This is a genomic window from Amycolatopsis tolypomycina (assembly GCF_900105945.1).
Taxonomy (GTDB): domain Bacteria; phylum Actinomycetota; class Actinomycetes; order Mycobacteriales; family Pseudonocardiaceae; genus Amycolatopsis; species Amycolatopsis tolypomycina.
The window spans coordinates 4789125-4811742 of sequence record NZ_FNSO01000004.1 but is presented as its reverse complement, the minus strand read 5'-3'; the positions used below and the strand labels follow the sequence as shown (position 1 = coordinate 4811742).

Here is a 22618-nt window from a genome sequence, read left to right as displayed (position 1 = left end):
ATCACGGGATGTCGTAGTCCCACACCAGTTCCCACGCGTGCATGGTCGAGCCGATGTCGGTGGTGAGCAACCTGCTGCCGTCGTCGCTCAGCATCATGCGGTAGAGGTCGGCGCGGTGCCCCTCCAGCTCCCGCAGGCAATTTCCCGTGCGCAGGTCCCACACCCGGATCAGCCGGTCCTGGTCGCCGGTGACCGCGAACGTGCCGTCGGCGCCGAGCGTGAAGGCGTGCACCCGGCCGGTCACCGGCAGCGACCGCTGCACCGCCCCGTCCTCGGTCCGCCACACGGTCAGCTCGTCCTTGCCCGGCGTCGCGGCGAGCCGGCCGTCGCCGCTCAACGCCAGGCCCTGCTCGAACCCGCGCATCATGGCGCCGCCCTGCACCGAGTACCGGAGCTCGCCGGTCGCCACGTCCCACGCACCGATCCACGGCTTGAGCGAGACGAACAGGATGCGGCCGTCCGGCGTGAAGCGCAGTTCCTCGTCGCCGGACCGCTCCTCGAGGGTCCACAGGGGAGTCCTCGCGTTGCTCCAGACGTGGATCTCGTTCTCCTGGTGGTCGATGCCCCGGCGGCCACCGCCCACCGCCGCCGCGTACCGGCCGTTCGGGCTCACGGCGACGGCGTGGACCGGTCCGCCGAGCGGGTCGAGCTCGGCCGTGATGTGGCCCCGCGGCAGGTTGCGCACGCGCAGCACGCCGTGCTCGTTGCCGATGACGATCGTCGTGCCGGCCGCATCGACGTCGAACGCGGTGAGCCGGCCGTCGTCCTTGGTGAAGATCCGCTTGCCGCCCTCGGCCAAGTCGAGCTGGCGGATGGTGCCGGCGGAGGTCAGCACCACCGCCAGCATGCCGTCGACGGCGAAGCGGACGTCTCTGGCCATGCCGCCCTCGCCGCGGTCGAACGTCAGCAGCCGTTCCCCGGCGCGGAAGTCCCACACGTCGACCTCGCCGGTCCACCGGCAGCTGAGCTGGTACCGGCCGTCCCGGCGCAGCAGCACCGACGGCGGCTGGGTGAACTCGCCGTCCGCTTCGTAGTGGTAGAGCGACCAGCCGCCGAGCAGGTTCGCCCGGGTGCCGTGGGCGCCGAGCCCGGCCCACGCCTCCCGCACCTCGAGGTTGCGGGCGTAACCGGCCACCTCTTGAACCGACCGCAGCACTCCGGCGGCCTCCGCGAACCGCTCGCGCTCGGTGAGGTCCCGCACCTGGTCCATGCGGTCGCGGAACACGTCTTCGGTGGTGACGAGCTCATCGACCGCACGGGGCCGCGCATAGCACCACGGGGCCCGGTAGCCGGCGGTCGGCAGGGACCGGAGCGCGATGCCGGCGTACTCGCTCGCCAGCGCCGCGACGCGCGCGTCGGCGGTCATCGCCGCCGCGTCCACGAACTGGGCGCGAGCGTCGAGGTCGCGGCCGAGCACGCGCAGGCAGCGGCCGGTCGGCGCGTCCCAGACCCGGACCGGCGGTTCGTAGGTGCTCATCATGGTCGTGCCGGCGAGCAGCACGGTGTGCGTTTCCGGCAGCCGGTTCGGCACCTCGCCCACCACGACGCCCCGCTGGGCGTCCCAGGTGGTGAGTGGCCCCTGCCACCACGCGACGACGGCGTGGCCGGCGTCCCCGGCCACCGCGCCGACGTCCAGTTCGGACGAATGCAGGGGCACCCCGTGCCGCGTTCCCCGTTGCGGGCCGGTCAGTTCCGCGACACAGGCCCCGGTGGCCACGTCCCAGGTCCGCACGGAACTGTCGCGGTCACGGAACGAGGCGGACACGACCCGGCGGCCGTCCGGGGTCAGGGCCAGCGAGTCGATCCGCCCGGAGTGCGCCGGCAGGGTCGCGACCGGGCGCTCGCCTTCGACCGACCAGACCGAAACGGTGCCGGAGACCTTCCCGGTGGCGTAGCAGCGGCCGTCGGCGCTCACGGCGATCGCGCACACACCGCCGGCCTCGCGCAGCCCGCGTCGCTGCCGGCCGCGGGCCAGGTCCCACAGCTCGACCGCGCCTCGGCGGAGGATCACGCCGACCGTGGCGTCGGCGCTCATCGCGACGGCGTCGACGGGCTGCCCGCGACGGTTCAGGACCTCGCGCGCCCGGCGGCCGGTGCCCTTGGCCGGCGTCCACAGCACCAGCCGGCCCTGCTTGTCGCCGAACAGCACCCGTGCGGCGTCCGGGGCGAGCGCGATCGCCTTGACACCTTCGTGTTCGAGGTCGGCGTGGACCCGCGGCGGACGGCGGCCCAACGCGGCCAGCGCCAGTCTGGCGTCCTCGGACGACGGATCGGCGGCCGCGGCCGCCCGCAGCAGCTCGCCGGCGCGCTCGTTCTCGTGCCGTTCCAGCTCGACGGCTCCCAGCAGCAGCGGCCCCAGGCTGCCGGACGGATCGGTGGCGCGGGCGGCCTCCAGGTCGGACACGAGCTCCTCGCCCGTCCGGGAACCGGTCCGCCACTTGTGCAGGCCCTGGTTGTACACGGCAGGCAGGTGGTACGGGTCCGCGCCGACCGCCCGCAGCCACAGCTCTTCCGCCTCCTCGGTGCGCCCGAGGTCGAGCAGCGAGAGGGCCTGGTTGGACAGGCCGTCGGCGAGCAGCCTCGCCGCCTTCGGCCGCGACCGCCGGTAGGCCGTGCCGACGACGTCCTCGTAGATGTCACTCAGCCTCGCGGCGGCGTCGAGCGCGGTCGGGCGCTGCGCGGGGTCGTCGGCGAAGCAGGCGCGCAGCAGCTCCGCCACCTCGCGCGGCAGCACCGGGGCCAGCGGGTCGTCGGGGCCCTCGGCCAGCAACACCGTGAGCGCCGCCCCGGCCGCCTGCCCGAAGCCGGTGGGCCGTTCGCCGTTGAACATCTCCAGCACCGTGACGCCCCACGACCACACGTCCGACGCCGCCGTGATGCGCACCCCGGTGCGGCCGGCCATGGCCTCGGCCTGTTCGGGTGAGCAGTACTCCCTCGTCATGCCGGCGAAACTGACACCGGCCGGGGCCTCGCCGTCGGAGCGCAGCGCCTTGGCCAGCCCGAAATCGGTGACCTTGGCCGTCCCGTCCGGCTCGAGCATCACGTTGGCCGGCTTGACGTCCTGGTGCACCAGACCCGACTCGTGCGCATGGGCCAGGCCCCACCCGGTCTGGATCGCGATGTCGAGGACCCGTGCCAGGCCGTCGCCGGACGGGGTGGCCCGGTGCACCGCTTCGGCGAGACTGCCGCCGTCCACCCATTCCGCGAACACCCGCGGCGTCGCGTCGATCGTGCGCACGTAGACGCAGTTGACGATGTGCGGGTGCAGGCCCAGGTTCACCCACGTGCCGGCTTCGAGCTCGAAGTGCCGGCGGTCGTCCGGCGTGGTGACCCACTCCGGTCGCGGTGTCTTGACCGCCAGGTCGACCTGCCAGCCGAGGTGCCGCACCCGGTGCACCACACCCATGCCGCCACTGCGCACGTCCTTGACCTCGTACAGGCCGAGGACGGTTTCCCCCGGCTGCCAGGCCATCAGTCGGCCAGCGCCACGAACAGGGGGCTGCCGACCAGCACCTGCACCGGCCGGCCGGCGTCCAGCTCCGGGTACGGGCTCGGTCCGTGCCGTAGCCGCTTCGCCACGAACTCCAGCTCCTGCTCGTCGCCGCGCCCGTTCCGGTGCGCCAGGTACGCCAGCTCCAGAGCGTCCTTCGGTGCCTCGTCGGCGGCCATCGCCGTCAGGCCCGCGACCATTCCGGGCAGCATCGACCGCGGGAACAACCCGTCCGGCTCCAGCGTGCCCCCGCCGACGAGGTGACCGCTGGAGCCACCCAGCCCGACCACCGTGTCCTCGGTCGCGCCGGCGAAGTAGCTGAAGCCCCGCCCCTGCTGCGTGCGCATGGCCAGCCTGCCCCGGAAGTACTGGCCGGGCTCGTCGATCGTGCCCACGTCGCAGAAGTCGTCGAGGTGCCGCACCACCCGCTCCAACCGTGCGACGCGGTCCGCCTCGGACTCCACCTTGCGCTTGCCGGCGACCAGCTTGAGGTCGACCCCGACCTCGGTGCTGCGCTTGCCGGCGAACTTCGGATCGACCTGCGGCAACAGCATGTCGACCTTCGCATCGCTGATGTAGATGTAGTACCGCAGCGCCAACCCGGCCCCCTCACCCGCTCGGTTGCTCCACCCGGTCCAGACTACAAGGAGTGCCGGACCCGTCACGGGCGTTTCCCGCAATCGGCGCTTGCGCCCGGCGAGGCGCGGCGCATGGTGGCCGCCCTGTCGCCCGTGGCGCCGGGCTGGCTCACCTTGGGCGCGACCGCGCTGCTCTGGATGATCGTGGTCGGCTTCGCCACCGGGATCCTGCAGTACCGGACCGCCCACCTGCGGCGGACGACCATGGTCCGCCAGTACGGCCCGCACCTGTCCGAACGCCACCACGACACCGAGGTGAACCCCCCGCTGCGCACCGGGTTCACTCCCGTGGTGCGGCTGCAGTCGGAGAAGATCCTCGGCATCGAAGGCAGTCTGCGCGGTACCCGCACCGGCGCCCCGGGGCGGTGGACAGGCACTTTCTCGGGCGATGCGCACGTGGTGGCCAAACTCTTCCAGCTCCAGCTGCCCCCGGAGTACCTGCTGGCTGCACTTCCTCCGGTGATGCGGCCTTGGCACTGCGCCACGCCCGCCGGCTGCCTGCCGCGGCGGGTGGTCGAGGTGCGGCCGTATTTCGGCCGGCGCCGGGTGCCGGCTCGTAACGCCTCAGATCCGGAACTCCGGGTGACGGACCCGCCGGATCGCGTCCGGCGGGAAGTGCTCGCGTGCCCCGTTGCTCTGGAGCGGGCAGGATGTCGGGCAGGGGAGTCGTGCTCGTCGGACGCGGGTTCCCGTTCCCGGCTCGAGGATTGGACGCAATGGGACGCTCGTCGGTGTTCACTTTCCAGTACATCGCCATCGACACCGAGGCTGGTGTCACGCCGGAGGAGTTCGAGACCTTCGTGCGTGGTGAAGGCGTTCACCTGCCCTTGTACCCGGGGTGGCGGTGGACTCTGCTGCGCGGGTTGCGGGGCGAGCGGACCGGGCAGTACCTGATGTTGTTCGAGATCGAGAGCGCCGAGCAGCGCGACCGCTACGTCACGGCCCGGGGCGAGCAGACCGAGCCGGCCCGGCAGTTCTGGGCGCGGCACCCGGAGGCGGAAGCGGTGCTGGCGCGGTGGCGGCAGCTGGGCACCTACGCTGAGCTGCCGACGTTGTTCACCGACTACCGGCTGCTGGCCGACAATCCGCGGAGCACGGTCACGCCCGGTCCCCGCTACCGCGACCGTCCGGGGGAGGAGTCCGTCGCCCGGGTCGTCGGGATCCACAACCTGGCGTTGCGCGCCGGGGTGACCGAGGAGGTGTTCGACCGCTTCATCGCCGAGAACCACCACCGGATCGACGACTACCCGGACTGGCGGTTCCACGTGCTCAAGGGCGAGCGGGGCAACCGCCTCGACCAGTACGTGATGATGATGGAGATCGCGAGCCTGGACGCGCTGGACGTCTTCTACCCCGAGCCCGACATCGCCACCGGCGAGGCCGCGGTGTTCGCGGCTGCCCACCGTGACACCAAGCAGATGTACGAGGAGTGGAAGCAGCTGGCTTCGTTCTCGGGCTCGCCGCAGATCTACACGGACTACCTCGCCGTCGCGGAGAACCCGGCGTAGTCCCGCACGATCGGGACGGGCGTCGTCGAGCTGACCCGCGCCACGTCAAGCTCTGCGGTCTTCGATGCGGTGCAGTTGAGGGTGTTTGGCCGTGCGCTGGTCCCCGGACGACTGGCCGCGCAGGCGCCTGCCGAGCCACGGGCCGAGAAAGGTGGCTGCCCACCGTAGTTCGGCGGTGGCGCGCCACCGCGTCGACGGGGGAACGGGCAACGGCGGTGCAGGTTCGTTCCAGGAATCGTCGCTGCCCGGCACCTGCAGGGCGTGCGCGACCGCGTCGGCGATCAGTTGATGCCCCAGGGGGCTGCAGTGCAACCGGTCCTCGCTCCAGAAGCGACGGTCGGCGACGGAGGGGTGGAGCGCGATCTCCGCGACGGCGACTCCGCGCCGGTCGGCCGCGACACGGATCCGGTCGTTGATGTCGAGGATGCGGGAACGAACCGGCCGGGCGAGGGGGATGATCCTGGTGAGGTCGGGGAAGGTCACGGTCGCCACGCGGGCTCCGGCGCCGGTGAGCGCGGCGAACATCGCGTCCAGGTGGGCGGCCACCGTGGCGGTTTCGACTCGGAGCCGGAGCAGGTCGTTGACTCCGGCGACCACGGTGGCCAGGTCGGGACGCAGCGCCAGAGCCGGCCCCAGTTGCCCGGCCCGGACTTCGTCCGCGCGGCGGCCGCGGACGGCGAGGTTGGCGTACTGGAGCTCGGGGTTGTCGACGGTGAGGCGTTCGGCGAGCCGGTCGGCCCAGCCCCGGAGGCCCACGATGTCGTCACCGTCACCGACGCCTTCGGTCTGGCTGTCACCCAAGGCGACGTAGCGCAGGTACTTGCCGCTGCCTGTCACGCCATCCTCCTAGTCATAATGATGACTAATCATAACCATGCTTATGATGGGCGTGTCCCCATGGTCGACGAGGAGGAGATGCGCCGGTGAGTCTGCGGCATGCTGTGCTCGCGGCGTTGCTGTCCGGCGAGTACAGCGGCTACGAGCTGGCCAAGGCGTTCGACGTGGGGGTGGCCAACTTCTGGTACGCCCGGCCGCAACAGCTCTACCTGGAGCTGTCCAAGCTCGAGAAGGACGGGTTGATCAGCGGCCGGGAGGTGGTCCAGCGAAGCCGTCCCAACAAGCGGCTGTTCATGGTCACCGAAGCCGGCCTCGCCGAACTGGCGCACTTCGCCGCCGCGGTGAGCAAGCCGTCGTTCATCCGCGACGAGCTGCTGGTCAAGGTCCAGGCCGTCGACCACGTCGACGCGGCACCGGTGATCGCCCAGCTGGATCACCGTGCCGCGGCCGCCGCGGCCAAGGTGGAGATCCTCGACAAGATCCTGCGGCGTTACCGCGGGGATCTCGACGAGGAGACCTACCTGCGTCACGGATCTCCGATCGGGCCCTACCTGACGTGCCTGCGCGGCCGGCGGTTCGAGCAGGAACACCACGACTGGTGTGTGCGGGCCGCCGCACTCCTGCGTGACCGGGCGGCGGGGCCGGGGGCCGCTGTCAGCCGGCGGTCTTGAGAAGTACGCGTAGCGCTCGTTCTTCGGGACAAGGTGAACCGCCTGCGGCGTCAGCCCGCATCGCTGCGCCAGCTGCCAGAAGCCGTCGATGGGGTAGGTGGTCATCTCCGCGAGTCCCGAGCGGTAGGCGCGGCGGCGGGGCTTGGTGCGCCGGCGTCCGGCGTCGTACTTGATCTGGATCAGGGCCAGTCCGCCCGGGCGGCGGCCACCTGCTTCGCGCACTCGCGCAGGGTTTCCGCCGAGACGTCGACGCCGATGAATGGACGACGTCGCGCGCCGGGTTACGCAGGTGCTCGCCGACCGGCTCGCCCGGCTGTCGCTGGCCGGCGGCCTCCGGATCGACAACCCGGAGATGGCGGCGACCCAGCTCGCCACCCTGCTCACCGGCAGCCTGGACACCCGATCCCGGCTCGGTACCCGCTGCCGCGGGGACGTTTCTCAAGGCGTTCGGGAGCTGAACTGGCCGGAATCGTCGGTGGCGGCTCTCCTACCGCTTGCGCGCGTCGTCCAGGCGGCGGGCCTCGGCGGCCTGCTCGAACGGCGTGTCGCCCGCCGGGTGGCGGTCGCCGAGCTCGGCGAACAGTGCCGCCACCTCCACCGAGTCGTGGTGTGACGACAGCTCCGCCAGTGCCGGGTCGGTGTCCGCCAGTACCTGGCGGAACCGCTGTTCGGCGAGCGGGCCGAGCCGGTCGTAGATCTGCAGGAACACCTTCTGGGCCCGGTCGCGCGCCCAGCCGGCCGGGAGCAGCTCGGCGGGGAGGTCGGGGTCCGTCTCCGGGAAGCGGCGCCAGTCCACCCGCAGCTCGGTGCGGGTCCGCAGCGCCTGCGCCGGGCTGATGAGACCGGCCTCCAGGCCGGAGAGCACCTGTTCGTAGCGGGTGACGAACTGCTCGTACTCGCGGGCGAGGGGTTCGAGGTCGAAAGCCGTGGCCGCCGGGGCCGAACCGGGGAGCTCGGTCGCGCGGAAGACCGTCGCGCTGCGCAGCCCGAGTTCGCGCAGTGCCGCCAGGGCGGCTTCGGCGAGGTCGTGCGGGCTGACCCAGACCCCGTCGTAGAGCGCGGCGAAGCGCAGGACCCGCAGCCGCGACCGCAGCGCCGTGCGCAGGCCGCGGTCCTGTTCCGGCACCGAGAACGTGACCACGGTCCACTGCCCGTCCCAGTCCGGCGGGGTCGTGCCGAAGGTCAGCATCCGGTGGGTGCGCTCGATGATCACCTCCGACGTGCGGGCCGGGATGCCGTACGCCGTCGTCCGGCCGCTGCGCGACACCGTGAGCAGGCCGCGGGCGGCGAGCCGGCGGATCGCCGCACGGGCGCTCGCCGGGCTGATGTCGAACTCGCCGAGCAACTGCACCAGCGCGGCCGACGGGATGTGCTCGTCACGCCAGTACCAGAAGTCGCCGAGCAGGGACGTCAGGAGCAGCTGGGGTTCGGCTCCCTGCTGGGAGCGGGGCAGCGGGTCCGTCATCGCGCGCCTGTCTCCTCCGGGATCGGCGGCCGGTGCGCCGCGGGGGTCCATGGTGGCAGTGCCGTCCGTGCGGGGTGGAGCGAGGGGTTGAAACACGCGACACATCATGCGACGATCGGCGCCCAGATAGCAACCAATCGTTCTCCCAGGTTTCCGCGCCCTCCGCTCCGGACGGCCTCCGCAGGAAGAAAACGACATGGGTCCCTCACTTCGTCAATGGCGTCGAAGCACGCTCGCCGCGGCCGTCGCCGGCCTGGCCCTGGCCGGCTGCACCGTCGACGACGGCGCGGCCTCCGCGCCCGGCGCCGCGGCCCTCACGGCCGTCCCGGCGCTGCACGACCAGCTGCCGCAGGCGGTCAAGGACGCCGGCGTCCTCCGCTTCGCCGGCGACTCGCACCCGCCGTACCGCACGGTCGGCCCGGACGGCAAGACGGTCACCGGCATCGACCACGACTTCCAGCAGGCACTCGGCCAGCTCCTGGGCGTCCGTACGGAAACCGCGATCGTCAGCGGTCTCCCGGCCGCGCTGCAGGGCATGCTGAGCGGCCGGTACGACGCGTTCAACGGCCCGGTGAAGGCCACCGCCGAACGCGAGAAGCAGTTCGACACCGTCACCTGGATGACCACGCGCACCTCCTACGTGGTCCCCGCGGACTCCGCCGCCGGCATCAAGCAGGCCGCCGACCTGTGCGGCAAGCGCGTCGCGGTGGTCGCGGCGAGCGTGGTGGAAGACCAGCTGGCCAAGCTGTCCGCCTTCTGTGAGCGTGAACATCGCCCGGCCGTGCAGGTCGTCGGCCTCGACGACACGAACGCGACGCTGCTGGCCGCGAAGTCCGGCCGCGCCGAAGCCGCCGGGATGACCCAGGCCGCCGCGATCGACGTGACCACCCAGCAGAAGGGCCAGTACGAGTACGTCACGCAGACCGAGGAGCAGGGCGCCACGAAGGACAACCTGGCGCTCTACACGCCGAAGTCCCTGAAGCTCGGCCCGGTGCTGCAGAAGGCCTTCGAGGAACTGTTCCGCAACGGCACCTACACCCGGATCATGCACCAGTGGGGCCTGGACGAGGTCACGGTCCCGCAGCCGCTGTTCGACGTGGCGTCCGCGAAATGACCGCCATGTCCACTGTGGAGGAATCGACCACGGCGCCCGACGACGTCGCCGCGTCGCGGACCCGCTTCCGGCCGCTGCGCTGGCTGTTCGTGCTCGCCCTGGCCCTGCTGGGCGCCCAGCTGGTCGTGTTCCTCGTCGGCAACTCCCGCTTCCAGTGGGACGTCGTGGCGAAGTACCTGTTCGAGAAGAGCGTCATGGCGGGCCTGGGCACGACCGTGCTGCTCGCGGTCGCGGCGATGGTCCTCGGTTCGCTGGCCGGCGGGGTGGTCGCGGCCATGCAGCTGAGCGGCTTCGGCCCGGCCCGGTGGGTGGCGACGCTGTGGGTGGGCCTGTTCCGCGGCATCCCGCCGCTGGTGCAGCTGATCTTCTGGTTCAACCTCGCCTACCTGCTCCCGAAGCTGTCCCTCGGCATCCCCTTCGGGCCGGTCTTCGGGACGTGGGACGCCAACAGCGTCATCACCCCGCTGACCGCCGCGGTGATCGGCCTGTCGCTGGTCGAGTCGGCGTACCTGGCGGAGATCTTCCGGGCCGGGGTGTCCTCGGTCGACCCCGGCCAGCGTGACGCGGCCCGCGCGATGGGCTACCCGCCGGGGCAGACGCTGGTCCGGATCGTGCTGCCGCAGGCCATGCGGGTGATCATCCCGCCCGCGGGCAGCCAGTTCATCAACGTCCTCAAGGGAACGGCGCTCGTGTCGGTCATCGCCATGGCGGACCTGCTGCACTCGGTGCAGGTGATCTACAACCGCACCTACGAGATCGTCCCGATGCTGCTGGTCGCCTGCTTCTGGTACCTGGTCGTGGTCACCCTCCTGACCGCCGGGCAGCGTCGCCTGGAACGCCGGTTCTCGCGCGGCCACCGGAGTGTCCGGTGAGCGCCCCGGTGCTGCGGATCAGCGACGTCCGCAAGGAGTTCGGCGCGGTGACCGCGCTGGCCGGGGTCAGCCTGGACGTGCACGAGGGGGAGACGGTCGTCGTGATCGGGCCGTCGGGGTCGGGCAAGTCGACGCTCGTCCGCTGCGCCCACCAGCTGGAGCCGATCGACGGCGGGGCCATGTACCTCGACGGGGTGCTGCTGGGCCACCGGCGGGCGCCGGGCGGCCTGCGTGCGCTGAACGAGCGCCGGATCGCCGCCCAGCGGCGCCGGATGAGCATGGTCTTCCAGCAGTTCAACCTGTTCCCGCAGTTCACCGTGCTGCGCAACGTGACCGACGCCGCGATCCGCGTCCACCGGCGCGATCGGTCCACTGTGGAGCGGGAAGCCCGGGAACTGCTGGCGCGCATCGGCCTGGCCGGCCGCGAGGACCACTACCCGCGGCAGCTGTCGGGCGGGCAGCAGCAGCGGGTCGCCATCGCGCGGGCCGTGCTGGTGCGGCCGCGGATCATGCTGTTCGACGAACCCACCAGCGCCCTGGACCCGGAGCTGGTCGACGAGGTGCTGGCCGTGCTCCGCGACCTCGCCGCGGCCGGGACCACGATGGTCGTCGTCACCCACGAGATGGCCTTCGCCCGCGAGGTGGCCGACCGGTGCGTGTTCATGGAGGCGGGCCGGATCGTCGAAGAAGGCCCGCCGGACGAGCTGTTCGCCCGGCCGCGAACCGACCGGCTGCGGGCTTTCCTGTCCCGTCACCGGTCCGAAAAGGAGAGTGCTTCGTGATCACTGTCGGCGCCGTCGGCGACCTCATCCTCGACGAGCCGGATCCGGAGTCGTTCCTCGCCCCGGCCGCGCCGGTGCTGCGCGGGCTGGACCTGGCCATCGGGCACGTCGAAGTGCCGCACTCGACGACGACCGTCCAGCGCAGCACGGACGTCCCCGCCCCGCCGGCCGACCCGGCCGCGCTGAAAGCGGTGGCGGACGCCGGGTTCGCGGTGGTCACCCTGGCGGGCAACCACATCTGCGACGCGGGCGACGAGGGCCTGGCCGACACGATCGCGCACGCCCGGGCGACGGGGCTGGCCACCGCCGGGGCCGGCGCGAACCTCGCCGAAGCACGGCGCCCGGCGATCGTCGAACGCGATGGCCTGCGGATCGGCGTGCTGTCGTACAACTGCGTCGGGCCGCGTGATTCGTGGGCGACCTCCCGCAAGCCGGGCTGCGCGTACGTCCACGTCCTCACCCACTACGAGCTCGACCACGCCAGCCCCGGCGGGCCGCCGAAGATCTACACCTTCGCCGATCCGGACAGCCTGGAGGCGATGGCCGACGACATCCGCCGGCTGCGCGCCGAGGCCGACGTCGTGCTCGTGTCGCTGCACAAGGGCGTCGGGCACACCCCGGTGGTGGTCGCGATGTACGAAAGCCCGGTCGCGCGCGCCGCGGTCGACGCCGGGGCCGACGCGGTGTTCTCCCACCACCCGCACATCATGCGCGGCGTCGAAGTCCACCGGGGACGGCCGATCTTCCACGGCCTCGGCAACTTCGTCACCGTCACCCACGCCCTGACGCCCGGGGCCGGCGTGGGCGCCGACGAGCTGCGCGCGTGGGCCGAGCGGCGGACGAAGCTGTACGGCTTCGCGCCCGATCCGGACATGCCGTTCTTCCCGTTCCACCCCGAAAGCCGCAACACCGCCATCGCCTTCTGCCGCTTCGACGAGACCGGCCTGCGCGAAGCCGGGTTCGTGCCCTGCTGGATCGACGACCGGGGCCGTCCGGTGCCGGTCGGCGGCACCCCGGAAGGCGAGGCCGTCACGAAATACGTCGAGGACATCACCCGCGGGGCCCGGCTCAACGGCCGGTTCACCGCCCGCGGCACCGAAGTGCTCGTCGATCTCACCGAGGGGGTTCCCGCATGACCGACCAGCCACTGGCCGGCCGCACCGTCGTCGACCTGACCACCGCGCTCGCCGGGCCGTACGCGACGCTGCTGCTCGCCGGGCTCGGCGCCACGGTGATCAAGGTCGAAAACCCGGCCACCGGCGGGGATTCCTCCCGCAACAACGCGCCCTACGTCGGCCGCGACGGGCTGAACCTCGCCCGGCGGCACGACGACGACCTGTCGGTGTCGATGCTGCTGCGCGGCCGCAACAAGCTCAGCGTCACCCTCGACCTCAAGAACCCGCGGTCGCGGGCCGTCTTCACCGACCTCGTCCGGGACGCCGACGTGCTGGTCGAGAACTACAGCCCGGGCGTCACCGAGCGGCTCGGCATCTCCTACGACCGGGTCCGGGAGGTCAACCCACGGCTGGTGTACACCTCGATCAGCGGGTTCGGCGCCCAGGGCGGCCCGGGGTCGGGCAAGGCGATGGACTCGATCATCCAGGCGCTGAGCGGGGTGATGATGACCGCCGGCGAGCCCGACGAGGGCCCGGTCCGCTTCGGCCTGCCGATCGGCGACCTCCTCGCCCCGCTGTTCGCGGTGGTCGGCACGGTCTCCGCGCTGCTGCAGGCCGAGCACACCGGCGAGGGCCAGCACGTGGACGTGTCGATGCTCGGCGCGCTGACGTCGCTGGTCGCGTGCGAGCCCTTCGACGCCTTCGACGCGGTCGGCCTGCCGCAGCGCACCGGGTCGATGGTGCCGCGGCTGGCGCCGTTCGGGATCCTGCCGGCTCTCGACGGGTACGTCGCCCTTTGTGCGCCGACCGACGCGTTCGCCCACGGCGTGCTGCGCGCCATCGGCCGTCCGGAACTGGCCGAAGACGACCGCTACCGCACGCGGGACCAGCGCGTCCGCGCCGCCGACGAGCTGCACGGGCTCATCCGCGAATGGTGCCGGACCCGGCCCCTGGCGGAGATCCTCGCCGCGTTCACCGCCGAAGGCGTGCCCGCCGCCGAGGTCCGCGAGCCGCGCGAGGCCGTCCGCGACCCGCTGGTCCTGGCGCGCGAGGAGGTCGTGCCGCTGCGGCACCCGCGGCACGGGGACGTCGCCGACCTGGCCGGGACCGGGGTGCCGATCCGGTTCTCCGCCGCCCGCGTCGCCCTCGACCGCCCCGCGCCCGCCCTCGGCGAGCACAACGAGCACGTCTACCGCGAGCTGCTCGGCTACACCGAACAGCAGCTGGCGGACCTCGTCGCGGAGGCGGTCATTTGAGCACCGTCGGGTACGTCGGCGCGGACGTCCCGGTCGAGCTGATCACCGCGGCGGGGCTGCGACCGCTGCGGCTGGCCGGGAAGCCGGACCAGGACAGCGCGCTGGGCGACCGCTACCTCGGCCGCGGCGTGGACCCGGTCGCCCGGTCGGTCCTGACGCGGATCCTCACCGGGGACTACGGGCCGCTGGAAGCCATCGTCGTCTCCCGCGACTGTGAGGCCTCCCTGCGGCTGTTCTACGCCTTGCGGGAGCTGCACCGGGTCGAGCCGGAGCTGCGGCTGCCGCCGGTGCGGCTGGTCGACGTCCTGCACCTGCCGCACCACACGACCACCCGGTACGTCCACGCGAAGATCGCCCAGCTGCGCGAGTGGCTGGGCCGGTGGCGGCCCATCGGCGACGACGACCTCGCCGCGGCCATCACCGCCCACGACACCCTGCGACGGGCGCTCGGCCGGCTCGCCGCGCTGCGCCGGGAGAACCGGTTGAGCGGCACCCGGTTCCTCGAGGTCGTCGCCGCGACCACGACCCTGCCGGTCGCCGACGCCACCGCGCTCGTCGAAGGCGTGCCGGCCGGCTCGCGCGAGGCCGACGGGGTCCGGCTGTTCCTCACCGGGAGTTCCCACGATCACCCGGCGGTGTACGAAACGTTGGAGCGCAACGGTTTCCTCGTCGTGGGGGAGGACCACGACTGGGGTGAGCTGCTCTTCGCCCGCACCTGCGCGGCGCCGACCGAACTCGCGCTCGCCGAGCGCTACCAGCACAACGGACCGGCCGCGCCCCGCGCGTCCATCCGGCAGCGCGCCGCCCACACCGCGGCGGCCGCCCGGACGTGCGGCGCCGAAGTCCTGTTCTCCTACGCCCGCGTCCACGACGACGCGCCGCCCTGGGACTTCCCGGAGCAGCGGGCGGCCACCGGACTGCCCGCGGTGCTGGCCGAGCGGCAGCCGTACGGCGAGCTGACTCCCGAGGCGCTGGCGGCGCTGGTCCCGGTGGGAGCGGCGGCGTGACCGCCCGGCTGGCGTCCGCGACCACCGCGACGGCCTACCAGCGTGAGTGGTTCGCCCGGATGCGCGAGGCCGATGGTCCCTTGGCACTGGTCAACGCGGACGCGCCGCAGGAGATCTTCCGGGCGATGGACATCCCGTACGTCGTCAACCAGTGGTGGGCCTCGATCGTCGCGGCGAAACGCCAGACTCAGCGGTACCTCGGCCTGCTGCGCGAGCGCGGGTATCCCGACTACATCGAGCAGTACAGCGCGACTTCGCTGGCTTCGGCGTTCGAGGACGACCCCGAGCAGGCGCCGTGGGGCGGGCTGCCGAAGCCGTCGATCGTGCTCGGCGAGACCACCGGCGACGCGGCCCGCAAGATCTTCGACGTCTGGGACGCGCAACCCGGCGTCACCTACTACGCGCTGGAGAGTGCGGCGGAGAACGCCGTCCCCGAGCGGTGGTGGGAGCTCATGCCGTACCGCTGGGAGGAGGCGATCGGCCGCGACCGGCTCGACCTGCTGACCGGCGAGCTGACCGGGCTCATCCGGTTCCTCGAGCAGACCACCGGCCGGGTGTTCTCCGAAACCCGGTTCCGCGAGGTCCTGGACCTGGTCAACGAGCAGCAGGAGTGGAACCGGCGCACCCGCGACCTCATCGCCGCGGCCCGGCCGTGCCCGATCGCCGTCACCGACGGTATCCCCAGCGTCATGGTGCCCCAGTGGCACCGCGGCACGGCGTGGGCGCGCGACGCCGCCCGCGCGTTCCACGACGAGGTGCGCGACCGGGTCGACGCCGGTGTCGCCGTGTGCCCCGGCGAGCGGCTGCGGCTGATGTGGATCGGCCGCGGCCTGTGGTTCGACCTCGAGTTCTACCGGCGGTTCCAGGAGTCGCACGGCGCGGTGTTCGTCTGGTCCATGTACCTCGCCATCGCCGCCGACGGCTACCTGCGCTACGGCGACGACCCGCTGCGCGCGCTGGCCGCCCGGTTCGCCGCCTTCGGCGACCAGCTCTACACCCCGCCGTGGTCGGCCGAGTGGTACGTCAAGGAGGCGCGGCTGCACGGCGTCGACGGGGTCGTGCACCTCGTCTCCGACGACGCCCGCGGCAGCTACTTCACCACCCGCGCCCTGCGCGCCGCCGGCATCCCGGTGCTGGAACTGCACGCCGACAACGTCGACGCCCGCACCGGCGACGGACTGACCGCGCGGATGACCGCGTGGCTCGACGAACTGTCCTGACCGTCCGGAGAAAGGACTTCCGATGGCCTTGCTCAAGCCTGCTCTCGTCGCCGCCGCGACGGCTCTGGTCGCGGCGACGGCGGCGGTCCTCGTCCCCGGGGCTCCCGAGGCGGAGGTCGCGGCCTCGCCCGCGCCGCCCGCGTCGGCGGTGTTCCACCCGGTGGTCCGCGAAGCCGCGGCCAGGACGGGGGACTACGCCGCCGAGTACACCGTCTACCGGCCCGCGGACCTCGACCGGGTGCCCGGCCGCCTGCCGGTCGTGGTGTTCGGCAACGGCGCCTGCCGCCACACGAGCAACGACGAGCTGCTGACCGTCGAGACGCTGCTCGCCGCACACGGGTTCGTCGTCGTGGCCGTCGGCGGGTTCGACGAGCCCGCGCTGACGGAGAACGGCAGCCCGGTACCGGCGGTGATCACCGACGCGATCACCTGGGCCGAGCGGGAGAACGGCCGGCCCGGCAGCGACCTGCGCCACCGGCTCGACACCCGGCGGATCGGCGTCACCGGCCACTCGTGCGGCGGCATCGAAGCCCTGGTCGCCGGGGCGGACCCGCGCGTCAAGTCGGTGCTGTCCCTCGACAGCGGCTTCTTCGCCGACGGCACCCTCGGCTACGGCCGGGAGAACCTGCGGAAGCTGCACACGCCGGTGCTGTTCGTCGACGGCGGCCCGGCCGACGTCGCCTACGAGAACAGCGGGGCCAACTACGACCTCGTCACCGTGCCGGCGGTCCGCGCGACCAACCCGGCCGCGGGCCACACCGGTTTCGTCTACGGCCAGCGGGATGGCAATCCCGACCCGAGCGTCCGCGAGGAAGCCGTCCGGGTGCTCGTCGACTGGTTCGACTTCACCCTCAACGGCAACCGCACCGCGCGCGGCTCCTTCCTCGGCGCGGGCTGCGGCCTGTGCGCCACCCCGGGCTGGACCGTCACCAGCAAGAACTTCTGACAGGAGCAAGGCATGCGAAGCAGGTTCTGGAGCGGCCTGGCCGCGGTCATCGTGCTGGCGGCGGGGACGCCCGCGGCCGCCCACGCGGCGGATTCGTCGTGCCCGGTGATCGCCCGGTGCACCGACGGGCAGCTGACCGACGGGACGCCGTACACCTTCGCCAAACCGAGCCGGTGGAACGGCGCCGTGCTGGTGGACCTCGACTTCGCCGCCGGCGGCCTGGCGAGCCCGCTCACCGCGAGCCTGCTGGAACGCGGGTACGCGGTCGGTGGCACCACGCGCACGATCAGCAGCTGGAACATCGCGCGCGCCATCGACAACCAGGCGGAGGCGCTCGGCCGCTTCGAAAGCGCGTTCGGCCGCGCCCGGTACGCGATCGCCGAGGGCCGCTCGATGGGTGGCATGGTCGCCGCCGGCGTCGCGCAGGTGTACCCCGGCCGGTTCGCCGCGGCGGTTCCGATGTGCGGCGGGCTCGGCGGTGCGGTGGGGCAGTGGAACCAGAAGCTCGACACGGTGTTCACGCTGAAGACGCTGCTGTTCCGCGACTCGGCCCTGCCGGTGACCGGCATCCCGGCCGACGTCCCGGGAACCCGGCAGCAGTGGCTCGCGGCGATGAGTGAAGCCCAGGTGACCGCCGCCGGGAAGGCCCGCATCGCGCTGGCGGCGGCGATCGGGCAGGTGCCGGGCTGGGGCCTGGCCGCCGACGGCACGCCGACCCCGGTGCCGGACGCCCGGGACGCCGACGGCGTCGAGCAGGGGATGTTCCTGGCGCTGGCCGGCGGCCCGCTGCCGTACCTCGGGCAGGCGGTCGGCAGCAGGCGGACGATCGAGCAGCTGGCGGGCGGGAACCCGTCCTGGAACACGGGCGTCGACTACGCGCGCCAGCTGGCCTCGGCGGCACCGGAGCAGCGGAACGCGGTGCACCGGCTGTACTCCCGCGCGGGCCTCGACCTGCGCGCCGACTTGGCCCGTCTCGCAGCCGAGCCGCGGGTGGCCGCCGACCCGGCTGCGGTGGCGTACCTGGAGCGCGGCATCGTGTTCACCGGCGAGCTGCGGATCCCGGTCCTGACGGTCAACGGCACCGGCGACCAGATCTCGACGGTGGCCCAGCAGCAGTCCTACGGTGCCCTGGTGCGCGAGGCGGGCAACGCGTCCCTCCTCCGGCAGACGTACGTCCAGACGGCCGGGCACTGCACCTACACCACCGGCGAACAGCAGGCCGCCATCGACCGGATGCTGACCCGCCTGCGGACCGGGCACTGGCCGGACACCGCACCGGCCACGCTGAACCACCTGGCGACGGCCGCGGACGGCAGCCCGGGCCGGTACGTGAGCTACTCGCCGCCGCAGTTCAACCGGCGGTACCCGGTCGAAGTGCGGCGATGAAGCCCGGCCCCCCGAAGTCACGTTTGCGCGGTCTTCCGCAGCGGGTACCGCAGGGGTAGCCGACTGGATGGAGGCCTGCCGATGACGAACGAGCTGCCGGACGTGATCGGCGGGCGGTACGAGGTCGGGGCACTGATCGGCCGGGGAGCCACCGCCCGGGTCCACCGGGCCGTCGACCGGGAGCTGGGGCGCGAGGTGGCCGTCAAGGTCTACGACAGCCACGTCGTTGCCGTGGAGCAGCTGCGCCGGGCGCGGGAGAAGACGCTGCTGGCCAGCGTCCAGCACCGCGGGGTCGTCGCGGTGTTCGACAGCGGCACCGAGGGCGACCGGCCGTACCTGGTGATGCAGCTGGTCGACGGGGAGAACCTCGCCGAGCGGTTGTGCGCCGGGCCCATGGCCGCGGACGAGGTCGGCGAGCTGGCGGTGCGGTTGGCGGACGCGCTGGCCCACGTCCACGCCCGGCACATCGTGCACCGCGACCTGAAGCCGGCGAACGTCCTGCTCGGTCCCGACGGTCCGCTGATCACCGATTTCGGCATCGCGCACGCGCTGGACGCCACCCGGATCACCGGCACCGGCCTGGTCACCGGCACGGCCGCGTACCTGGCGCCGGAGCAGATCCTGGGGGAGCCGGCCGGGCCGCCGGCCGACATCTACGCCCTCGGCCTGATCCTGCTGGAGTGCCTGACCGCCCAGCTCGAGTTCCCCGGCACCTTGGCGGAGTCGGCGACGGCCCGGCTGCACCGCGCGCCGCGCATTCCCGCCGCCACACCCGACCCGCTCGCGCACGCGCTGACCCGGATGACGGCCCGCGAGCCCGGGGAACGGCCGAGCGCCGAGGAAATACCGCAGCTGCTGCGCAGCAGGCCTCTGGTCACCGCGGTGCCACTCGTCGCTCCGGCGCCGGCCCGGCGGCGTGCGGTGGCCGCGGCCGGGGGCCTGGTGACCGTGGCCGCGGCGGCTGTGCTCGCGGGGGTGCTCACCAGGCCGGCCGAGCCCACGACCACGCCGGGGCCACTGCCCGCGGCCGCACCGCCCACCGGCTCGGTCGTGGTTCCGTCCCCGGTCACCCTACCCCCGGCGTCGACCGTGGTGGTGGCCTCGTCGCGCGCCGCGAAGCCAGTGACGGTGGACGTCGTGGACGCCGCGCACCCGAAGGCCCGCCCGCCGAAGCCGGACGGTGATCCGGTGCTGTCCGATCGCGGCCGTCCACGCCCGGACGGCGCGAAGGCCGCGGGGCCGGGAGGGACGCCGGGGAAACCGTGACCGCCCGGCAGGGCTGCGGGACGAGGTCGGCGCGGCACACCGGCCCCTTGCCCGCGCTGCAGGGCGCGGTCCTCGGCGCGCCCACGCCGACGGTGCACGTCGCTTCGCCTGGCTGACTCCTGGTGAGCCGGCCCCTGAGCGGGTGGCGGCGCCACGCAGAGGCTCGAGATGGAACCGGTGCCGAGAATCGCTGTCCCGCTCCGGCCTGTCAAGGGTTGACAGGCCGGGGGTGATGGTATGAACCTTTTCTTCGATCGTTCCCGCCGGCCCGCGAGGGCATCCGCCCGGCGCTCAGGACGAGCCGGATCACGCCGTCGCCGACCGGCGGCGGGTCCGCCCGTTCCCGGCCAGGGAGGAACCATGTTCACGAACGCCTCGCCGCGGCGCCGTCGCCGCGGACCCGGTGCCCGCTTGACCACGCTGGCGGCGGCCCTCGCCGTCGCCGCGCTCGGCTTCGCCGTCCCTTCGGCGAGCGCCGCCGACACGGTGATCTCCCAAGGGAAAGCCGCCACCGCCTCGTCGGTGGAAAACGCCGGCACTCCCGCGTCCGCCGCGGTGGACGGCAACACCGGCACCCGGTGGTCGTCGCAGTTCAGCGATCCACAGTGGATCCAGGTCGACCTCGGCGGCGCGGCGACCGTCAGCCAGGTCGTGCTCCGCTGGGAAGCCGCCTACGCGGCGGCCTACCAGATCCAGCTGTCCGACAACGGATCCAGCTGGTCCACTGTGTACCAGACGACCGCGGGAACCGGCGGCACGCAGACCCTGAACGTGACCGGTTCCGGGCGGTACGTGCGGTTGTCCACGACCGCGCGGGCCACGCCCTACGGCGTCTCGCTGTGGGAGTTCCAGGTCATCGGCACCGGCGGCGGGACCACGCAGCCCGGGACCGGCGTTCCGCCCGACTCGTTCTGGGGCGACACCGGCAGCATCCCCGCCGCGCGGAACGTGCTCACGGTCAAGGTGCTCAACCGCACGAACGGCAAGTACCCGGACAGCCAGGTGTACTGGAACTTCGGCGGGCAGACCCACTCGATCGCCGAGCAGCCCTACCTCGACATGCCGGCCAACTCGGCCGGGCGGATGTACTTCTACCTGGGCACCCCGAACGGCCAGTACGCCGACTTCATCGAGTTCACCGTCGGCCCGGACGTGTTCAACGGCAACACCACCCGGGTGGACGCGTTCGCGCTGAAGCTGGCCATGCGGCTGCACGCGCACGACGGCTACGACGTGCAGGTCGGCGACGCCTACGAGCTGTTCCAGGAGGACCGCTCGGCCACGTTCGCCCGGTTCCAGGCCGAGGTGCCTGCCGAGTTCAAGGGGCTGGCGACGGTGAACGCGCCGTACCGGATCCCGGCTCCGGGCAGCGCTCCGGACTTCCGCACCGGCGGCAGGTACGCGAACTACTTCACCTCCTACGCCCAGTCGGTGGGGGTCAACGAGCCGACGTCGAACATCACCGGCTGCGCCGGATCGCTGGCCGGCAATCCCGACATGTGCGCGGCGCTGAACCGGCACACGGCCCACCTGCCGCAGTCGCAGTGGCAGGACCCGTCGCGGTACTACCAGGCGGCGCCGGCGAACTACTACGCGAAGTTCTGGCACGATCACGGCATCAACCGCCTCGCCTACGGTTTCCCGTACGACGACGTGGCCGCTCAGTCCACGTTCGTCTCGCACGGAGACCCGCAGTGGCTGGTGGTCGCCGTCGGCTGGTGACGGCGGCTCGGTTGCCGGAAGATGCACCTGACCACCGACGAGGACACGAGGAGAACCGCGATGGGGCAGTCCGCGTCCAGGCAGCCGGCCGTCGTCCTCGACGGCTTCTCCTTCCTCGAGTGCCCGAGGTGGCACGACGGCCGGTTGTGGGTGTCGGACTTCTACACCGGGACGGTCGTCGCCGTCGACGAGCGTGGTGGCCGTGAGGTCGTCGCCGAGGTCCCCGGCCAGCCGTCGGGTCTCGGGTTCCGGCCCGACGGGCGCCTGCTCGTCGTGTCGATGCGCGACCACCGCGTCCTCGTGCGCGACGAGGCGGGGCGGCTGGCCGAGCACGCCGACCTGTCCGGGGTGGTGTCCGGGGTGCTCAACGACATGGTCGTCGACGACCACGGGCGCGCGTGGGTGGGCAACTTCGGCTTCGACCTCATGGGTGGCGCTCCGGTGCGGTACACCACGCTCACCCGCGTCGACGCGGACGGGAGCGTGGCCGTCGCCGCCGAGGACCTCGGGTTCCCCAACGGCATGGTGATCATGCCCGGCGGGGTGCTGGTGGTCGCCGAGACCTTCGCCGGCCGGCTGACCGCGTTCGACATCGGCGGCGACGGCGAGCTGAGCGGGCGGCGTGTGTGGGCCCAGTTCGGGCAAACCCCGCGGACCGACGACGTCGGCGAGGTGCTGCAGCGCCTCGAGGTGGCGCCCGACGGCATCTGCGCCGACGCCGAAGGCGCGATCTGGGTGGCCGACGCCCTCCACAACCGTGTCCTCCGGGTCGAGGAGGGCGGCCGGATCCTCGACGAGATCAACGCCGGAACCGGAGTCTTCGCCTGCATGCTGGGCGGCGACGACGGACGGACGCTGTTCCTCTGCGCGGCACCGTCGTTCGCCGAGCACGAACGCCGTCCGGTCCGGGAGGCTCAGCTGCTCGCGGTCCGGGTGGAGGTCCCGCACGCGGGCCTGCCCTGACGCCTCGAGAACCGCCGGTTTCCGGCGGCGTACATCCTGAGGTGGCCGAAGAGGCTCGAACTCATCGGTGCCACCGGCGACACCGGCTCGTTCAGCCTCAGCCTCAAGGTCGAGGAACACGCCGGAGCCTGGTACGTCACGGGCTCCGATCTCAAATCCTGATGCCAGGGCTAGCCGTGGAAGGCGATCGTGAAGCCGTGCAGGAGGCGCATTGGTACATCGTCTGGTTGCCCGGCTCGATGTCCTGTTTGGACCAGGCGTACGCCTCCGGGCAGCCCGTCGTGCCGCACGACGCCGGACCCGGGGGGGGGGGGGGGGGGGGGGGGGGGGGGCAGGGTTCCGGCAAAGTCGATCGCTGAG

General features: G+C 72.6%; 19 protein-coding genes and 1 pseudogene. 15 read left to right on the top strand and 5 right to left on the bottom strand.

Features of this window, described 5'->3' with window-relative positions; translation table 11 throughout:
- Position 1 precedes the first annotated feature (1 nt).
- The 3 genes from BLW76_RS31650 to BLW76_RS31640 all read right to left on the bottom strand — a co-directional run bounded on the left by BLW76_RS31650 (position 2) and on the right by BLW76_RS31640 (position 4451).
- A complete protein-coding gene (locus tag BLW76_RS31650; protein WP_091314304.1) occupies positions 2–3472 on the bottom strand; it encodes a WD40 repeat domain-containing serine/threonine protein kinase in 3471 nt (1156 codons plus the stop codon).
- The gene (locus BLW76_RS31645) at positions 3472–4089 is read right to left on the bottom strand and encodes a DUF7019 family protein (protein ID WP_091314303.1); all 618 of its coding nucleotides are present in this window, start codon (positions 4087–4089) and stop codon (positions 3472–3474) included. Before BLW76_RS31645 ends, BLW76_RS31650 begins: the two co-directional genes overlap by 1 nt.
- A gap of 62 nt (positions 4090–4151) precedes the next feature.
- Entirely contained in the window at positions 4152–4451 is a 300-nt protein-coding gene (locus BLW76_RS31640; RefSeq protein ID WP_143060719.1) for a hypothetical protein, read from the bottom strand.
- Positions 4452–4844: 393 nt separating this feature from the next.
- Between BLW76_RS31640 and BLW76_RS31635 the strand changes: the two genes are divergently transcribed.
- The gene (locus tag BLW76_RS31635) at positions 4845–5636 is read left to right on the top strand and encodes a hypothetical protein (protein ID WP_091314299.1); all 792 of its coding nucleotides are present in this window, start codon (positions 4845–4847) and stop codon (positions 5634–5636) included.
- 45 nt (positions 5637–5681) lie between these two features.
- On the opposite strand, the gene BLW76_RS31630 is transcribed toward BLW76_RS31635, so the two are convergent.
- On the bottom strand, positions 5682–6473 hold the full coding sequence (locus BLW76_RS31630; protein ID WP_091314297.1) for an SGNH/GDSL hydrolase family protein: 792 nt from the start codon (positions 6471–6473) through the stop codon (positions 5682–5684).
- Positions 6474–6559: 86 nt separating this feature from the next.
- Here BLW76_RS31630 and BLW76_RS31625 point away from each other — a divergent pair, with 86 nt between their 5' ends.
- Positions 6560–7144 (top strand): PadR family transcriptional regulator, encoded by a 585-nt coding sequence (locus tag BLW76_RS31625; protein ID WP_091314295.1) that lies wholly within the window; start codon positions 6560–6562, stop codon positions 7142–7144.
- A gap of 259 nt (positions 7145–7403) precedes the next feature.
- Positions 7404–7553, top strand: a pseudogene (locus BLW76_RS49995) (TetR/AcrR family transcriptional regulator C-terminal domain-containing protein); the annotation flags it as partial.
- A 78-nt stretch (positions 7554–7631) separates the two neighbouring features.
- On the opposite strand, the gene BLW76_RS31610 reads toward BLW76_RS49995, so the two are convergent.
- Positions 7632–8609, bottom strand: coding sequence for a PaaX family transcriptional regulator (locus BLW76_RS31610; protein WP_091314293.1), 978 nt, complete (start codon positions 8607–8609; stop codon positions 7632–7634).
- A 196-nt stretch (positions 8610–8805) separates the two neighbouring features.
- Between BLW76_RS31610 and BLW76_RS31605 the strand changes: the two genes are divergently transcribed.
- The 12 genes from BLW76_RS31605 to BLW76_RS31550 all read left to right on the top strand — a co-directional run bounded on the left by BLW76_RS31605 (position 8806) and on the right by BLW76_RS31550 (position 22258).
- A complete protein-coding gene (locus BLW76_RS31605) occupies positions 8806–9723 on the top strand; it encodes a transporter substrate-binding domain-containing protein (protein WP_091314291.1) in 918 nt (305 codons plus the stop codon).
- On the top strand, positions 9720–10595 hold the full coding sequence (locus BLW76_RS31600) for an amino acid ABC transporter permease (protein ID WP_341866515.1): 876 nt from the start codon (positions 9720–9722) through the stop codon (positions 10593–10595). The genes BLW76_RS31605 and BLW76_RS31600 overlap by 4 nt, the downstream gene beginning before the upstream one ends.
- A complete protein-coding gene (locus BLW76_RS31595) occupies positions 10592–11377 on the top strand; it encodes an amino acid ABC transporter ATP-binding protein (RefSeq protein ID WP_091314288.1) in 786 nt (261 codons plus the stop codon). The genes BLW76_RS31600 and BLW76_RS31595 overlap by 4 nt, the downstream gene beginning before the upstream one ends.
- Complete coding sequence (locus tag BLW76_RS31590; protein ID WP_091314287.1) at positions 11374–12513, top strand: CapA family protein; 1140 nt, start codon at positions 11374–11376, stop codon at positions 12511–12513. Before BLW76_RS31595 ends, BLW76_RS31590 begins: the two co-directional genes overlap by 4 nt.
- A complete protein-coding gene (locus BLW76_RS31585; protein ID WP_091314285.1) occupies positions 12510–13748 on the top strand; it encodes a CaiB/BaiF CoA transferase family protein in 1239 nt (412 codons plus the stop codon). The genes BLW76_RS31590 and BLW76_RS31585 overlap by 4 nt, the downstream gene beginning before the upstream one ends.
- Entirely contained in the window at positions 13745–14755 is a 1011-nt protein-coding gene (locus BLW76_RS31580; protein WP_091314283.1) for a 2-hydroxyacyl-CoA dehydratase family protein, read from the top strand. Before BLW76_RS31585 ends, BLW76_RS31580 begins: the two co-directional genes overlap by 4 nt.
- Positions 14752–15975 (top strand): 2-hydroxyacyl-CoA dehydratase family protein, encoded by a 1224-nt coding sequence (locus tag BLW76_RS31575; protein ID WP_091314281.1) that lies wholly within the window; start codon positions 14752–14754, stop codon positions 15973–15975. Before BLW76_RS31580 ends, BLW76_RS31575 begins: the two co-directional genes overlap by 4 nt.
- Before the next feature lie 22 nt (positions 15976–15997).
- Entirely contained in the window at positions 15998–16921 is a 924-nt protein-coding gene (locus BLW76_RS31570; protein ID WP_091314279.1) for a poly(ethylene terephthalate) hydrolase family protein, read from the top strand.
- 12 nt (positions 16922–16933) lie between these two features.
- Positions 16934–18307 carry a DUF6351 family protein gene (locus BLW76_RS31565; protein WP_091314276.1) on the top strand — a complete coding sequence of 458 codons (1374 nt, stop codon included), beginning with the start codon at positions 16934–16936 and terminating at the stop codon, positions 18305–18307.
- Between the two features lie 81 nt (positions 18308–18388).
- Positions 18389–19573 (top strand): serine/threonine-protein kinase, encoded by a 1185-nt coding sequence (locus BLW76_RS31560; protein WP_091314274.1) that lies wholly within the window; start codon positions 18389–18391, stop codon positions 19571–19573.
- A 360-nt stretch (positions 19574–19933) separates the two neighbouring features.
- Positions 19934–21295, top strand: coding sequence for a beta-1,3-glucanase family protein (locus BLW76_RS50820; protein WP_091314272.1), 1362 nt, complete (start codon positions 19934–19936; stop codon positions 21293–21295).
- Positions 21296–21355: 60 nt separating this feature from the next.
- The gene (locus tag BLW76_RS31550; protein WP_091314269.1) at positions 21356–22258 is read left to right on the top strand and encodes an SMP-30/gluconolactonase/LRE family protein; all 903 of its coding nucleotides are present in this window, start codon (positions 21356–21358) and stop codon (positions 22256–22258) included.
- Positions 22259–22618 lie beyond the last annotated feature (360 nt).

Bases quoted from the DNA above. Each gene is read 5' to 3' on its own strand.
- BLW76_RS31560 (WP_091314274.1), top strand. From the start codon at position 18,389: ATGACGAACGAGCTGCCGGACGTGATCGGCGGGCGGTACGAGGTCGGG.
- BLW76_RS31610 (WP_091314293.1), bottom strand. From the start codon at position 8,609: ATGACGGACCCGCTGCCCCGCTCCCAGCAGGGAGCCGAACCCCAGCTG.
- BLW76_RS31605 (WP_091314291.1), top strand. From the start codon at position 8,806: ATGGGTCCCTCACTTCGTCAATGGCGTCGAAGCACGCTCGCCGCGGCC.
- BLW76_RS31585 (WP_091314285.1), top strand. From the start codon at position 12,510: ATGACCGACCAGCCACTGGCCGGCCGCACCGTCGTCGACCTGACCACC.
- BLW76_RS31600 (WP_341866515.1), top strand. From the start codon at position 9,720: ATGACCGCCATGTCCACTGTGGAGGAATCGACCACGGCGCCCGACGAC.
- BLW76_RS31565 (WP_091314276.1), top strand. From the start codon at position 16,934: ATGCGAAGCAGGTTCTGGAGCGGCCTGGCCGCGGTCATCGTGCTGGCG.
- BLW76_RS31570 (WP_091314279.1), top strand. From the start codon at position 15,998: ATGGCCTTGCTCAAGCCTGCTCTCGTCGCCGCCGCGACGGCTCTGGTC.
- BLW76_RS31640 (WP_143060719.1), bottom strand. From the start codon at position 4,451: ATGCCGAGGATCTTCTCCGACTGCAGCCGCACCACGGGAGTGAACCCG.
- BLW76_RS31635 (WP_091314299.1), top strand. From the start codon at position 4,845: ATGGGACGCTCGTCGGTGTTCACTTTCCAGTACATCGCCATCGACACC.
- BLW76_RS50820 (WP_091314272.1), top strand. From the start codon at position 19,934: ATGTTCACGAACGCCTCGCCGCGGCGCCGTCGCCGCGGACCCGGTGCC.
- BLW76_RS31550 (WP_091314269.1), top strand. From the start codon at position 21,356: ATGGGGCAGTCCGCGTCCAGGCAGCCGGCCGTCGTCCTCGACGGCTTC.
- BLW76_RS31650 (WP_091314304.1), bottom strand. From the start codon at position 3,472: ATGGCCTGGCAGCCGGGGGAAACCGTCCTCGGCCTGTACGAGGTCAAG.